Below are 11,723 nucleotides of genomic sequence, written 5' to 3'. Positions count from 1 at the left end.
CACCCGAAGACCTACCATCAGGCAGGCCTCAGGTGAGGGACCGCCACCTCAAATTCCACGAAGACCGGGACAACCTCGCGGCCATCGCCGGCGGCCGTAGTCGCACTTCTTCGCCACCACCGTGTCGTAGGGGTCCGAGCGGACTGCAGCGCCGGGATGCGGGAGCCGCCGAGCGCGCCTTCGAACAGATTCGGAGTTATCGGATCGTTTTCACGACCTCATTAACTCGTTCAAGGACCGAGAACCGGCGGTGGTTTTGCGCAATTTACGCACGGAAATATTCAGGCCGGTGTGTTGGTGCTCGTATACAGCTTGAAGTCGCGGATCAGCGGGATGACCTCGCCGCCCGACACCGCGGCACGCTGGCGGGCGCGGAAAGCGGGATGACGGCGCATCGCCTCCCTGCGTTCGCGTTCGTGACGCTGAGCCGCAGTCCACACGGGATGGGACCGAAGGAATATGACCGTCGCTCCCGTCGTATTAGCCACGATCGTTAACTCCTCCCACTGCAACCCGCAAAAGTTACGACTGTTGGTTATCGGCTTGTGATCTCAGAATGCCCGGCCGATCCTGAGACCAAACCACCCACGAAGTTGAGAATTAGCCATGAATTTTGACCAATCCTTCAGCCGCAAGGGCGCCGCCGTCCGTGCTGGCCCGTCGGCGATTCGAAACGTTAGCGGGGGGCACTGACAGATTTCGGAGTTTCGGTCAGTACAGCGGTGGCTGCTATCGTCGCTTGCGTATGCCCAAAATGGACCGACGCCGCATGATATTGACGACCGGAATCGGCGTGCTTGCAGCCGCGCTGCCTGCGCCGGAAGCCCGGGCCCACCCCTCGGGACGGGATCTGCCAGCGGATCGCACACCCGCACCTGCCGCGCCCAGCGGCCAAACTGGCACCTTCATTTTTCACGACGAATTCGACGGCCCCGCCGGCGCTGCGCCCGATTCGTCGAAGTGGACGGTGGCGAAGGCCCGCGAGACGATCAAGGATCCGACGTATTGGGAGCAGCCCGACCACATCGGGCAGTACCGCGACGATCGACGCAACGTCTTCCTCGACGGCAACTCCAACCTTGTGCTCCGCGCCGCCAAGGACGGACCCACCTACTACAGCGGCAAGATCCAAAGCCTCTGGCGGGGTGGCATCGGCCATACTTGGGAAGCCCGTATCAAGCTCGACTGCCTGACCGCGGGCGCCTGGCCGGCCTATTGGCTGGGCAATGACGATCAAGGCGAGATCGACGTCATGGAGTGGTACGGCAACGGCAACTGGCCGTCGGCGACCACCGTCCACGCGAAAGCCAACGGCGGCGAATGGAAGACCCACAACATCGCGGTGGACAGCGGCTGGCATACCTGGCGCACCCAGTGGGACGAGGCCGGCATCCGGTTCTGGAAGGACTATGCCGACGGCGCGCAGCCGTACTTCGACGTGCCGGCGAGCTCGCTGCCGGATTGGCCGTTCAACGGACCGGGCTACACGGTCTATCCGGTGTTCAATCTGGCGGTGGCGGGTTCCGGTGGCGGCGACCCCGGGGCAGGAAGCTATCCCGCCAATATGTTGGTCGACTGGATACGGGTCTGGTAGTCGAGCGCCTGGCAGCGTTCGAGGAGTGCCGCCGTCGGCGCCTCGCGGAACGCCAGCACCACGTGCTCGCAGCCGAGTTGCTCGAATTCGGGTAACAACGCAAGTTGCTCATCCACCTGGCCGGGTTCCTCCGGATGGAGTGGCACCTGCGCGGAACGCTCGATCTCGGTGGGGTCGCGCCCCACGACAGCACACGCTTCGGAGAGCCGGCCGTTGACCGCGCCCCATTTCTCGGGCCCCTCCTGTCCTGGCATGTTCCACATGTCGGCGTGGCGCGCGACGACGCTCAACATCTTCGGCTCCGTGCCGCCGATCACGATCGGCGGGTGGGGGCGCTGCAGGGGCTTCGGTTCGCAAAGCGCGTCTTGGAGGGTGAAGAACCTCCCCTTGAAGGTGACCGAATCTTCGGTCCAGAGCCGGCGGATCACGGTCAGCGCCTCATCAACCATCGCGACGCGGGTGCCGGGGCTCGGAAACTCGATCCCATAACCGCGATGCTCGGCCTCGTGCCAGCCGGCACCGATCCCGAAATTGAGCCGCCCGCCGGAAATGTGGTCGACGGTGACCGCCATTTTGGCGAGAATCGCCGGGTTCCGGTACGTCACACTGGGTACCAGGCAGCCGATGCGCGCCTGTTGAGTCACCACGGCCATGGCGGCCAGCGTGGTCCAGCCCTCATATGTCGGGTCCGTGTGTTCTGACGGCCCGTAAAAATGGTCGTAATCCCACACCGCTTCGAAACCAAGGCGATCCGCGAGGCGCCACAACCGCTCGAGTTCGGAATATTTGAAACCCAGGTCGAATTTGACCGTAATGCGCATGCGGCGATATTACGGTCGGCGCCGCAATTCCGCAGCACAAATGGAAAGAACCCCAAATTGTCGTGCCAGCGTAAGACGCCGGACCCGCCGCATTAACGATGAGCGCACGAGGACGGATGCGAGTGGCAAGACGTAATCAGTTGTGCTGGTTGCTAACTGGGTAATACATGGCGGCTCAATGGGTAAGAAGGGCCACCGCGCTCCAGGTCCTCCCCCCAGGGCGACGCGGATCCGGCTGGGGCAGCCAGGCAAGCGGGCGCATCCACATCGGCAGGCGACGAAGCCGGTGGGCGGCCATATATAGGGCCTCCACTTCGACGGTCTGCCAGCCCAGGTCTTCGAAATACGCCAACCCGTTCTCGGGTGCGAACTTGAACGGCGCGTTCTGCAATATGCCGGCCATTTTCTTGTTCAGCATATTCTTCAGTCCGGGCCCGGCGAAGTCGAGCATCCACCAGCCGACCTCGGGTCGCTTGATCGCCGCCGAAAGAGCGGCGACGTCGCTGTCCTCCAGGTACATCAGCAGCCCTTCGGTCAGCACCAGCGCCTTGGTGGCGCCGCGCAGGGCCTCGTCGAGGAAGGCGTCGCGGGCCGCGGGGTCGGCCAGGTCGACGGCAACGCGGGTCAGGCGGCACCGCGGCGCCTCGTCGGCGAGCAGCTGCGTCTTCTCCGCGAGCAATTGCGGCAGATCCGCCTCCATCCACGTGAAATCGGCCGGAAGGTCCAGCCGATACGGGCGCGTGTCCAGACCGGCGGCCAGGTTCAGCACCCGGTCGCAGCCATCGGCGATCGCTTCGGCAATGGCGTCGTCGATGATCTTGGTGCGCGCGACGAGCCACCAGCCGTTGCGGGTCGACCGCGGGACACGGGCGACTATGGCGCGGCCGTGCTCGCCGGCGAGACGCTCCGCGAGTGGATCGCGGAACAGTGCATCGGGGCGGGCCGATTCGGTTGCGCGGTGCAACGCCGTCCACCGGGCCGTATCGGAAACATGGGTGATCGAGTGGCCAGGGCTTGACATACGTTGCGTTATAGCAGCCCCGTTGCCGCCCTACTGACCGGCCTTACCCCCGGCGAGCCACGCTTCCGTCACCGCGCGGGTCTGCGGTGGTGGCAGGGTGGCCCGGGTGCGCCGAGTTGACCGACTTTGACCGTCCACGTCGCCGACGAACGGTCGATGCTCGTCCCGGCGCCCTGGCTGGGCTGCCACAGCACCGCGAGGTTCCCGGGGTGTTCGCCGCACCCGTAAACGCCGACGTACCCATCGGAGCGCCCACCCCAGGCGCCGCCGTTGCGGAACAGGCAGTGCGTGCCGTCGTCGAGGGTCAGCGCGAACGGGTCCGGCATCGCTGCGGGGTGCACGGGCGGGAGCGGGCCGTCATAGGTCACCCGATGCAGGCTCTTGGTCCACGGATTGTCCACGCACAACAGCGATCCGGGCGTCGACGGCCAGCAGGTGCCCGCACCGGCAGCGCTCGGGGAGCAGGAGTAGACGTTGTCGGCCACCGCCGACGGTGATGGCGTGCTGCAGTCGTTGACGGCAAAGACGTTGCCCTCTGGGGGCGTTTCCTTGTAACCGTTGATCGGTTGGCCGTTGGGCCCGACGGCCACCGTGGTGATCACCTGCGTGGGTGGCGGATCGGCGATCGCGGATCCGGGCTGCGCGGACACCGCGGAGACCACCACTGCGATTGATACCAGGGCAACTCGCGACATCACCCTCATCGAGCTCACCTCCACTCGAGCGGCCCCCTTGGTGCAGGGTAGAACGCGCACGTGTGCTGAGGGTACGGTGCGCTAGTGACCGGACGAAACCGTCGTTTCCTGCTTCGCGAACGACCTACCGGACGCATCGGCCCGGGCACTTTCGAATTGAGCGAAGAGGCGATCCCCGATCTCGCTGACGGCGAGGCGCTCGTGCGTGTCGACTGGATTTCGCTCGATCCCACGAACCGCATGTGGATCAACGACACCCCGTCATACCTGCCTCCGGTCGGGATTGGCGAGGTCATGCGCGCGGGTGCGCTCGGTGAGGTCGTCGCGTCGAAGAGTTCCACATACGCGGTCGGCCAGAAGGTGCAAGGTCTTCTCGGCTGGCAGGAGTACGCGGTCGTCTCGGACACGGCGATGGTGAACCCGGTAGACGTCGCACAGGGCATCTCGCCGAGCGCCTACCTGGGCGCGCTCGGGATGACCGGGCTCACCGCGTGGATCGGGATGCGCGATATCGGCAAGCCGCAGCCTGGTGAGACGGTCGTCGTTTCCGCGGCGGCGGGCGCGGTCGGCTCGGTCGCCGGCCAACTCGCCAAGGCCGCCGGTGCGCGTGTCGTCGGAATCGCCGGCGGGCCGGAGAAGTGTGCGCTGCTCACCGGCCAGCTGGGCTTCGACGCGGCCGTCGACCACCGTGCCGACGATTGGGCTGCCCAGCTGGCCGCGGCGACACCCAACGGCGTCGATGTCGACTTCGAGAACGTCGGCGGTGACCTGATGGACGCGATCTTCGCGCGCCTCAACGTCGGCGCCCGCGTCGCGCTCTGCGGCCTGATCTCGGGCTACAACGCCGAAGATCCCCCGCCGGGTCCGCGTGCGTTCGGCAACCTGCTCATCCAGCGCGCCACCTTGCGGGGCTTCATCGTCCTCGACCACTTCGGGCGCGCGCCGGAAGCGATCGGCGAGATCGCCGGCCTGATCGAGGCGGGAAAGCTCACGGCGCTCGAGACCGTCGTCGAGGGGTTTGAGCAGTTGCCGACGGCGATCAACATGCTGTTCGACGGCAAGAACGTCGGCAAGCTGGTGGTCAAGGTCGGCTGATCGTCAGCCGAATTCGAGTAGGGCGTAGACCCCGCGGTAGGGCTTCGTAGGTGGGAACCGCCAGAGTGCGGGGTACAGCGTCCCGAAGAACACGCCCCGTCCTTCGGGCATCTGCACATCGTGCACCGCACGGATCCCGGGCATGGTGTGCGCCAACTTCGCCAGTTGACGCACCGAGAGGCTGAACGGCATCGGCGGCACTCGGTAGCGCTTGGAGGAACGCAGCCCCCTTCGTGCGACCTTCTTGACGACGGTCGGCGGAAGGTCGAAGAACATCTGGCCGCCGGGAAAGGTTTTGGCACACTGGGCGATCAGGCCGAGCGCCTCATCGGGTTGCAGGTACATCAACAGGCCTTCGGCGGTGACGAACACGCCGTTGCCGGCGTCGACTTTGTCGATCCAGGAGTAGTCGAGGGCGGATTGTGCAAGATAAGTGATTCGTGCCGAATGCGGCAGCACGCGCTGTCGAAGTTCGACGACCGGAGGCAAATCCACCGAGACCCAAGTGAATTGCGGGTCGGGCAGTGCTCGGTCCAAGCGCCAGAAGGACGTCTGGAAGCCTTCCGCAAGGGCGACGACGGTCGCCTTCGGGTGCGCGGTGAGGTAGTCGATCGCGCATTGGTCGACGGCCAGTGAGCGCAACGCCATCTCCTGCCCCCTGCGCCCGAATTTCTCGAAGTCGAAGTCGATGGAGTCCACCAGCTTGATGGCCAACGGATCGTCGATGATCGGGTCCGGGTGCGCGGCCTGGTATGCCCGTCCGTAGAGAGTCAAAAGTGCCGTTTCCGACACACCGGTCAGCAGCCGAGCGTCCACTTTCTGGTCGGGCGTGTGGTTCATTACGCCAAACCGTACCGGCAAGATCGCGTCGCCCTGTCAGCGCCGCAACAGGTAACGCACAATCGAGAGCACCAGCGTCGCAGCGACCGACACCAAAAGCATCGATACCAGCGGAATGTAGACGCGCACGTTCCCGCGCTCGATCCGGATATCACCTGGGAGACGACCGAACCAGGACAGTCCCCCGATCCATACCAGGATGCCAAGCACGACAACGAGAATTCCCGCCATCACGATGAAGAGGCCTATGCGCCGTTCCATGGTCGCCGGCTAGTTAGGTGCGGACGCCGGGTCGATTGGGATTGCGATCTCGTTGCGGCGCCGCATCGGCAATGTCCAGGGCGGGTCGTAGAACCAGGCCTCGGCATCTCCGGTTGGTTGAATCCCGCTGGCCTGCAATGCCTTCAGGAGTTCTCTCGTGCGAGAGGCGACCGCCTTCGGGCTGCGGTCACCGCTGAATCGCAGCACCGCTACGGTCGTGGCCGGCACGGTAACGAGGCGGACCTGATCATCGTTGGGCGCGGGAAGGGTCTCCATCGTCCACTTGGCGGGCATGAAAAACCGGATTGCCCAGCCACCCTCGGTGCCGGCGGACTGGACGACGGGTGCGGTCATCGCGATCTGCTGGCCACCCCGGCTCGACTGCTGGCTGACCGGTGCCGTCATCGAGATCGATTGACCACGCCGATTGCCCCCGAATATGTACCCCGCCAATCGTCGGAACCCGACGTCGCGAGCGCGGTTTTCGTCGGCCTCAACGGTCGTCTCGGCGGCAATCCGCGGACCGTAGCGGCGTATCTCGACGGTGTCGGTGAGTGGCTGGCGCGTGTATTTCGGCTCCTCTGCACCGACCCGGATGCCGCCCACCGCCAGGACCGACTCGGCGACCTGCTCGGCGAGCTTGATCGGATTGATCATCAGGACCATCTCCTTCCAGCGTCGCGAACGCACACCACGCGGATACCCGCGAGCGGTGCGAGAAGCGCGCCTTATCTGTATTGACCCACCTGCGCCCTTGTGCCGCAAGAGAGGTCATGCCCCAACCGCGGTGTCACCCGACCCTTGTCTTTTACGTGAGACATAGGGGTAATGCCTGCCTCCGTCGTTCGGACAACGTTGGGATCGGTAGCCATCGCCACGGTTTGTACTTGGCGCAACGACGACGCCAACCCGGCGGCGCCCCACGGAAAGGAAGTCAGAAATGAAGATCGTCCCGGCCAGCATCGAAGAGCAGATCAATCGGGTCGACCGGCAGCGCAGCCTCTACATCGGAATCAGCGCCGGCGCAGTTGCGCTGTGGAGCGCCTTCCGTCTGATCTGGGCCCTCTACATCGGGATGACATTCGGCTGGCTCTTGGGGTCGATGGTCTTCCAGCTGGTGCTATGGGGGTCGGCTTAGTAACTGAACGAATCTGGTTGTTTTCGTGATATTCGTTTGGTCGCGGCTACGAGTGACCTTTGCGCCAGGGCGCATCGGGGTCGGCGAGGGTGTCGAGCATCAGCTGGCACCAGGTGAGCGCCGCGTTGACCGCGAGGTGCGCGTGCCGGACGCCGAGACCGACGCGTGCGGTTGCCGGCCCGTGTCCGGTGCCCAGCCCGCGGTTGCGCAGGTCGGCAAGACCGTTGGCGATGGTTGTGACCGCGCCCAGGATGCGCTTGACGCCGTCGCTGCCGTCCGGTCCGGACCCGGTCGAAGGGTCCAGCCCGAGCGAAAGCTGAGCTGCGCGAGCCAGTTTGGGCAGGTCGGCCTTGTCGTCGAACACCTGGCCCCGTTCGCAGAGGACAACCTTGGCGGTGCTTTCGATCAGTTCCTTGGCGCTGCCGACCGCGAGCGCGGTATCGTCGCTGATCGCGCGCCTGATGCGGTCGAAGCCCTCACGAATGGCTGACGGGTCGGCGAATCTCGCAATCGATTCGATCGACAGCTGCGGCCCGGCTGGAGTGATCTGGCCGGTCTGGTCATCGACCTGATAGCCGTCGCGGCGTAGCGATTGGTGAAACTGGCTGAGGCCCACAGGTTCCCAGCCATTGAGCAACCGTTCGGCGACCCGCAGAAATCGGGCGGCCTGTCGCGGATCCGTCCAGTCAACCCCATCCAGGTACGACTGAGCGGTCCGGCGACGCACGCTGCTGTCTTCGTAGCGGCAGTCAGGATCGGGCGCGAAGCCTTCATCTTGAAACGCGGTGCTGATCGCGCCGACCGTGCTGTCGGTCATCAAATCGCGGAAGACGCCGCGCGTCGTGCGCCTTACGAGATCGGTCATCGCGTTGTGCTCCGTATTGACGTCTCCGTCGTTCGCCCGCCCGCGCGCGCTACGGCCCGGTAGATCGTTGAGCGGGTGACCGGGAACAGCTCCTCCAGCTCGCCGATGGTGTGGGTTCCGGCGCGGTAGAGCTCGACGAGGTGCGCCTCCTGCCGCGGACTGAGCTTGGGCTGCTTGCCACGCAGCCGGCCCTTCGCCCGGGCAACGGCCATGCCCTCCCGAGTCCGGGCCCGGGCAAGGTCGGCCTCAAACTCCGCGATCATGCTGAGAGTAGTGAACAGCAACCGGCCCACCGGGTCCGACGGGTCATGCACCGAGCCGCCGATGTTAAGACGCACGCCGCTGGCGGTGAGTTCGTCAACGATGTCGCGAGCGTCCGGAACAGACCGAGCGAGGCGGTCGAGCTTTGTCACGACGAGCGTGTCGCCGCTGCGGCAGGCGGCGAGCGCTTGGCGCAATCCAGGCCGGTCTCGGTTCGTGCCAGTCAGCCCGTGGTCGACATAGATCCGCTTCGGGTCCACGCCGAGTGCCGCCAGCGCCTCCCGCTGCGCGGTGAGATCTTGATCGACCGTCGACACCCGCGCGTAGCCGATCTTCAATTCAGCCACGCAAACAGTATGCCGGTTAGCCCCCCTTCACCGGGATGGATCACCGAACCAGTCTTGTGCGACAGTCGGAACTCAGGTCAGGTCTGCCCGAAGTCTCTTGGTGTCGGTGTGTCGTTTGAGGTTCGGCTATCGAGACATCCTGCCCGGCATGGCGGCGCCTCCGGTGTCTCCGGAGACACCCTGGCCTTGGCCATTTCATCGATGAAACCAAGCACGCGGACTATCTGGTGGTGGCCGCTGTCGTGGTTGCGGGCGATCTGGGCGCCATCCGGAAAGATGTGGACGAGCTACTGCTACCGGGCCAACAGCGTCTCCACATGAAAGCCGAAAAGGCTGGGCGGAAGCGCACGATCGCCGCGAAGTTCGTTCGGGTCGGAGTTCAAGCCATCGTCTATGACGCGGGTCAGCGTTACCGAACCCAGGTAGAAGCCCGCGAGGCCTGCTTGCGAGCGGCCGTCTTGGACCACGCCGGCGGCATTGAGACCATGATGGTCATCGAGGAGGACCTCACCCTCGTCGAATCAGACCGCAAAATTCGCTACCAGGCCGTTCGTGCGGCAGGCTGTGCAGACACACTCCGCTACGATCACCGCCGCGCTGATTCTGAACGGCTGCTGGGCGTTCCTGACGCCATCGCTTGGTGCTGGGGCAAAGGCAATCCGTGGCATGCCCGCATAAGGCCGACCGTTCGCCTTCTCCGACGCGTGTGAACCGCTGCCCCGGATAACGCGAAGCCCGAGCGCCACGGTCGTCCGGCCGGGTCTCGGGCTCACTTCCCGACGCTACTGCCACGGGCCAGCCTGATAATACCCCTATACGCCGGCGGAGCTGCTGCATCGTCCGCCGATTGGTAAGAGCGAGTAGATTCCCCGGTGATCATCGATGTCGGCAGTCTTAACGGCACATATGTCACCCAACCCGTGGACTCGGCGGCGCTGGCCACCACGACGAGACCCAGATCGGCACGTTCTGCCCGCGTTTCACCCCGCGCACGACGGGCTTACACCCGCGGCGGTGTAGACAATTAGTGGCCTCGGTAGGCTGACTATGGCCGCCTGAACATGATGTCCGCGGTTGCGCACACCAGGTTGTCGTGTCACTGTCGGACAGGCCAAGGGGCTTGACCAACTTGCGTGCAGCGGTCTTGCCGGGGTGGTGTATTCGCATAGTGCTGCGGCTCGACCGATTACTCGCGGAACTTTGGGTGACACGGTGTTGAGTTAGCGGAAAGTTCTGCGAAAAAACCGGTCGGTCTCGCGCCCGCAATGATCACCGGATGGAAGGGACCCATGCCGCAGACAACCAATCCACAAACTGGGGATCCGCGAGCGCTTGTGCTCGGCTACAGCGGGGTACTCGCCGCGGTCGCTGGTTATGTCAACTCGGTGGCCTTGCTGGTGTGGGTGTTCCCGGTGGGCAACCTCACCGCCTTGACCACAAAGGTTGGCATGCATACCACTAATCCGCTGTTGTATTCGGGCCGCATGATCGCAGCGATCGTGGTCGGATTCTTTATCGGTGTCATGGGTGCCGGTGCGGTGCTGGCTTCGGCGCGAAGTCACACTGGCCCGCGCCATGCCGCGGTGCTGCTCGCCGAGGCAGCGCTGTTGCTGGCCGCCGCCGGCATCGAACATCCTTTGGTCAGGGCGCCGCTCGCCGCTGCCGCGTGCGGGTTGCAGAACGGCATGACTTCTAGTTTTCCGGGGATAGCGATCCGCACCACGCATTTCACTGGAACTATCACCGATCTCGGGCTGCTTGTGGCCCGCGGCTACCGCCATGGGGTGGACAAGTGGAAGGCCGCCGTTTTGACGACGACTGTGGTGTTGTTCGTCGGCGGTGCCGCCATTGGGGTGATATTCGGCGGCCGGATCGGCGACCATGCGTTGATCCCAGCTGCCGTCGCGTGCGTAGCTGTTGCGCTCGCCAGTGTGCTGCATGACCGCAGGGGTCGCGCGCTCGCGGGGCGCGCGGCGCCCACACCCGAGCCTGCGTACGGCCCCTCCGGTCGGCCGGAAGCCGCCACCACATGGAGCGGCTCACCGTAATCGAGTATTGATCAGCTGCCGCTGAGAGAGTTGCACGGAGGATGAGCACCGCGCTGGGCGGTGAGCATTGGCTTGATGCGGATTGCGAGCGCCGGCCGGCTACTCCGAGCAGCACGGCTATGACGACCACGACGACGCCTACGGGCACCGCCGTCGCGGCTTCATGCACGGTCTGTTCGACTGACCATCCTCAACTTTCCGTAAGCCTCTTTTCGGGCCACAATCGCGGCTGGCCGTCGACCGTCGCCCCCGCCGCGGGTGAATACGCACCGACCATCGGCGGCACCGAACCGCGGACGCGGCCAGCACACCAGCACACCGAATTGGGCTCATGCGGGCAGCACGACAACTCGGCGTCGGCGAACTCGTTTGGGCAGGACTCGTTCTGGTCAGCATCATCGCGGCCCGGGCCGTGCACCGACTCGACCGGGCCCATCATCTGGACACTCAAATCAAGGCCGACACTGAGCACGGTCAGTCGGTGAAGGGGTTAGCCATGGACCAGACGCCAAAAGCGGGCCCGCCCGAGTTACCGCCGCGGATGGCGACCTGTCGAGGCAATCGTCAAACCCATATTCGGGGGGTCTCGGCAGCGAGCACCGTCGTGACCTCGACGCGATCCGCCCGCTGCTAATCGAGGACGCGCGGGACTGGAGCAGGTCCATGGTCAACCCGTGTGAGGCTCGTCGCACGAGTACCTAACATCGTGTACCCTGTGGGGGTATTGGGTACGTGGA

At 64.9% G+C, this 11,723-nt stretch carries 14 protein-coding genes and 1 pseudogene; 5 read left to right on the top strand and 10 right to left on the bottom strand.

What is annotated here, in order from left to right; translation table 11 throughout:
- Positions 1-281: 281 nt before the first annotated feature.
- Complete coding sequence (locus tag AWC17_RS31825; RefSeq protein WP_141224435.1) at positions 282-488, bottom strand: hypothetical protein; 207 nt, start codon at positions 486-488, stop codon at positions 282-284.
- Between the two features lie 257 nt (positions 489-745).
- Between AWC17_RS31825 and AWC17_RS02930 the strand changes: the two genes are divergently transcribed.
- Complete coding sequence (locus AWC17_RS02930; RefSeq protein ID WP_046182559.1) at positions 746-1,594, top strand: glycoside hydrolase family 16 protein; 849 nt, start codon at positions 746-748, stop codon at positions 1,592-1,594.
- Here the strand turns inward: AWC17_RS02930 and AWC17_RS02925 are convergent.
- The 3 genes from AWC17_RS02925 to AWC17_RS02915 form a co-directional block, all read right to left on the bottom strand.
- Positions 1,552-2,415 carry a TIGR03560 family F420-dependent LLM class oxidoreductase gene (locus AWC17_RS02925; protein ID WP_046182558.1) on the bottom strand — a complete coding sequence of 288 codons (864 nt, stop codon included), beginning with the start codon at positions 2,413-2,415 and terminating at the stop codon, positions 1,552-1,554. The two genes, AWC17_RS02930 and AWC17_RS02925, sit on opposite strands and share 43 nt — an antisense overlap.
- A gap of 175 nt (positions 2,416-2,590) precedes the next feature.
- Positions 2,591-3,436: a class I SAM-dependent methyltransferase gene (locus AWC17_RS02920; protein WP_046182557.1), complete on the bottom strand. Its 846-nt coding sequence runs from the start codon at positions 3,434-3,436 to the stop codon at positions 2,591-2,593.
- Between the two features lie 68 nt (positions 3,437-3,504).
- Positions 3,505-4,140, bottom strand: a complete 636-nt coding sequence (locus AWC17_RS02915) for a hypothetical protein (protein ID WP_231588377.1) — start codon at positions 4,138-4,140, stop codon at positions 3,505-3,507.
- A 75-nt stretch (positions 4,141-4,215) separates the two neighbouring features.
- Here AWC17_RS02915 and AWC17_RS02910 point away from each other — a divergent pair, with 75 nt between their 5' ends.
- Positions 4,216-5,226: an NADP-dependent oxidoreductase gene (locus tag AWC17_RS02910; RefSeq protein WP_046182556.1), complete on the top strand. Its 1,011-nt coding sequence runs from the start codon at positions 4,216-4,218 to the stop codon at positions 5,224-5,226.
- Between the two features lie 3 nt (positions 5,227-5,229).
- Here the strand turns inward: AWC17_RS02910 and AWC17_RS02905 are convergent, their stop codons facing one another.
- The 3 genes from AWC17_RS02905 to AWC17_RS02895 are packed head-to-tail and all read right to left on the bottom strand — an operon-like array spanning position 5,230 to position 6,984.
- Positions 5,230-6,066 carry a class I SAM-dependent methyltransferase gene (locus AWC17_RS02905; RefSeq protein ID WP_046182555.1) on the bottom strand — a complete coding sequence of 279 codons (837 nt, stop codon included), beginning with the start codon at positions 6,064-6,066 and terminating at the stop codon, positions 5,230-5,232.
- 36 nt (positions 6,067-6,102) lie between these two features.
- Positions 6,103-6,327, bottom strand: coding sequence for a DUF2905 domain-containing protein (locus AWC17_RS02900; RefSeq protein ID WP_046182554.1), 225 nt, complete (start codon positions 6,325-6,327; stop codon positions 6,103-6,105).
- Positions 6,328-6,336: 9 nt separating this feature from the next.
- The gene (locus AWC17_RS02895) at positions 6,337-6,984 is read right to left on the bottom strand and encodes an SOUL family heme-binding protein (protein ID WP_197083359.1); all 648 of its coding nucleotides are present in this window, start codon (positions 6,982-6,984) and stop codon (positions 6,337-6,339) included.
- Between the two features lie 283 nt (positions 6,985-7,267).
- Between AWC17_RS02895 and AWC17_RS02890 the strand changes: the two are divergent.
- Positions 7,268-7,456, top strand: a pseudogene (locus tag AWC17_RS02890) (hypothetical protein); the annotation flags it as partial.
- A 55-nt stretch (positions 7,457-7,511) separates the two neighbouring features.
- Here AWC17_RS02890 and AWC17_RS02885 read toward each other — a convergent pair.
- Positions 7,512-8,330: an abortive infection family protein gene (locus tag AWC17_RS02885; protein ID WP_046182551.1), complete on the bottom strand. Its 819-nt coding sequence runs from the start codon at positions 8,328-8,330 to the stop codon at positions 7,512-7,514.
- Positions 8,327-8,929 carry a recombinase family protein gene (locus AWC17_RS02880; RefSeq protein WP_197083360.1) on the bottom strand — a complete coding sequence of 201 codons (603 nt, stop codon included), beginning with the start codon at positions 8,927-8,929 and terminating at the stop codon, positions 8,327-8,329. The genes AWC17_RS02885 and AWC17_RS02880 overlap by 4 nt, the downstream gene beginning before the upstream one ends.
- Before the next feature lie 239 nt (positions 8,930-9,168).
- Between AWC17_RS02880 and AWC17_RS02875 the strand changes: the two genes are divergently transcribed.
- The gene (locus AWC17_RS02875; protein WP_244193466.1) at positions 9,169-9,648 is read left to right on the top strand and encodes a hypothetical protein; all 480 of its coding nucleotides are present in this window, start codon (positions 9,169-9,171) and stop codon (positions 9,646-9,648) included.
- 579 nt (positions 9,649-10,227) lie between these two features.
- Entirely contained in the window at positions 10,228-10,986 is a 759-nt protein-coding gene (locus AWC17_RS02870) for a YoaK family protein (RefSeq protein ID WP_085164230.1), read from the top strand.
- A gap of 190 nt (positions 10,987-11,176) precedes the next feature.
- Here the strand turns inward: AWC17_RS02870 and AWC17_RS31820 are convergent, their stop codons facing one another.
- Positions 11,177-11,425: a hypothetical protein gene (locus AWC17_RS31820; protein ID WP_046182549.1), complete on the bottom strand. Its 249-nt coding sequence runs from the start codon at positions 11,423-11,425 to the stop codon at positions 11,177-11,179.
- Between the last annotated feature and the right edge of the window lie 298 nt (positions 11,426-11,723).

This window comes from Mycobacterium nebraskense (assembly GCF_002102255.1).
In the GTDB taxonomy this organism is placed as follows: domain Bacteria; phylum Actinomycetota; class Actinomycetes; order Mycobacteriales; family Mycobacteriaceae; genus Mycobacterium; species Mycobacterium nebraskense.
Note: the sequence above shows the minus strand (reverse complement) of the source record. Positions and strands in the feature narration are given on the sequence as shown.

What these genes read in the sequence shown, in the direction of transcription:
- AWC17_RS02925 (WP_046182558.1), bottom strand. Translation starts at nt 2,415, where the DNA reads ATGCGCATTACGGTCAAATTCGACCTGGGTTTCAAATATTCCGAACTC.
- AWC17_RS02895 (WP_197083359.1), bottom strand. Translation starts at nt 6,984, where the DNA reads ATGATCAATCCGATCAAGCTCGCCGAGCAGGTCGCCGAGTCGGTCCTG.
- AWC17_RS02930 (WP_046182559.1), top strand. Translation starts at nt 746, where the DNA reads ATGCCCAAAATGGACCGACGCCGCATGATATTGACGACCGGAATCGGC.
- AWC17_RS02920 (WP_046182557.1), bottom strand. Translation starts at nt 3,436, where the DNA reads ATGTCAAGCCCTGGCCACTCGATCACCCATGTTTCCGATACGGCCCGG.
- AWC17_RS02900 (WP_046182554.1), bottom strand. Translation starts at nt 6,327, where the DNA reads ATGGAACGGCGCATAGGCCTCTTCATCGTGATGGCGGGAATTCTCGTT.
- AWC17_RS31820 (WP_046182549.1), bottom strand. Translation starts at nt 11,425, where the DNA reads ATGATGGGCCCGGTCGAGTCGGTGCACGGCCCGGGCCGCGATGATGCT.
- AWC17_RS02885 (WP_046182551.1), bottom strand. Translation starts at nt 8,330, where the DNA reads ATGACCGATCTCGTAAGGCGCACGACGCGCGGCGTCTTCCGCGATTTG.
- AWC17_RS02870 (WP_085164230.1), top strand. Translation starts at nt 10,228, where the DNA reads ATGCCGCAGACAACCAATCCACAAACTGGGGATCCGCGAGCGCTTGTG.
- AWC17_RS02915 (WP_231588377.1), bottom strand. Translation starts at nt 4,140, where the DNA reads ATGAGGGTGATGTCGCGAGTTGCCCTGGTATCAATCGCAGTGGTGGTC.
- AWC17_RS02905 (WP_046182555.1), bottom strand. Translation starts at nt 6,066, where the DNA reads ATGAACCACACGCCCGACCAGAAAGTGGACGCTCGGCTGCTGACCGGT.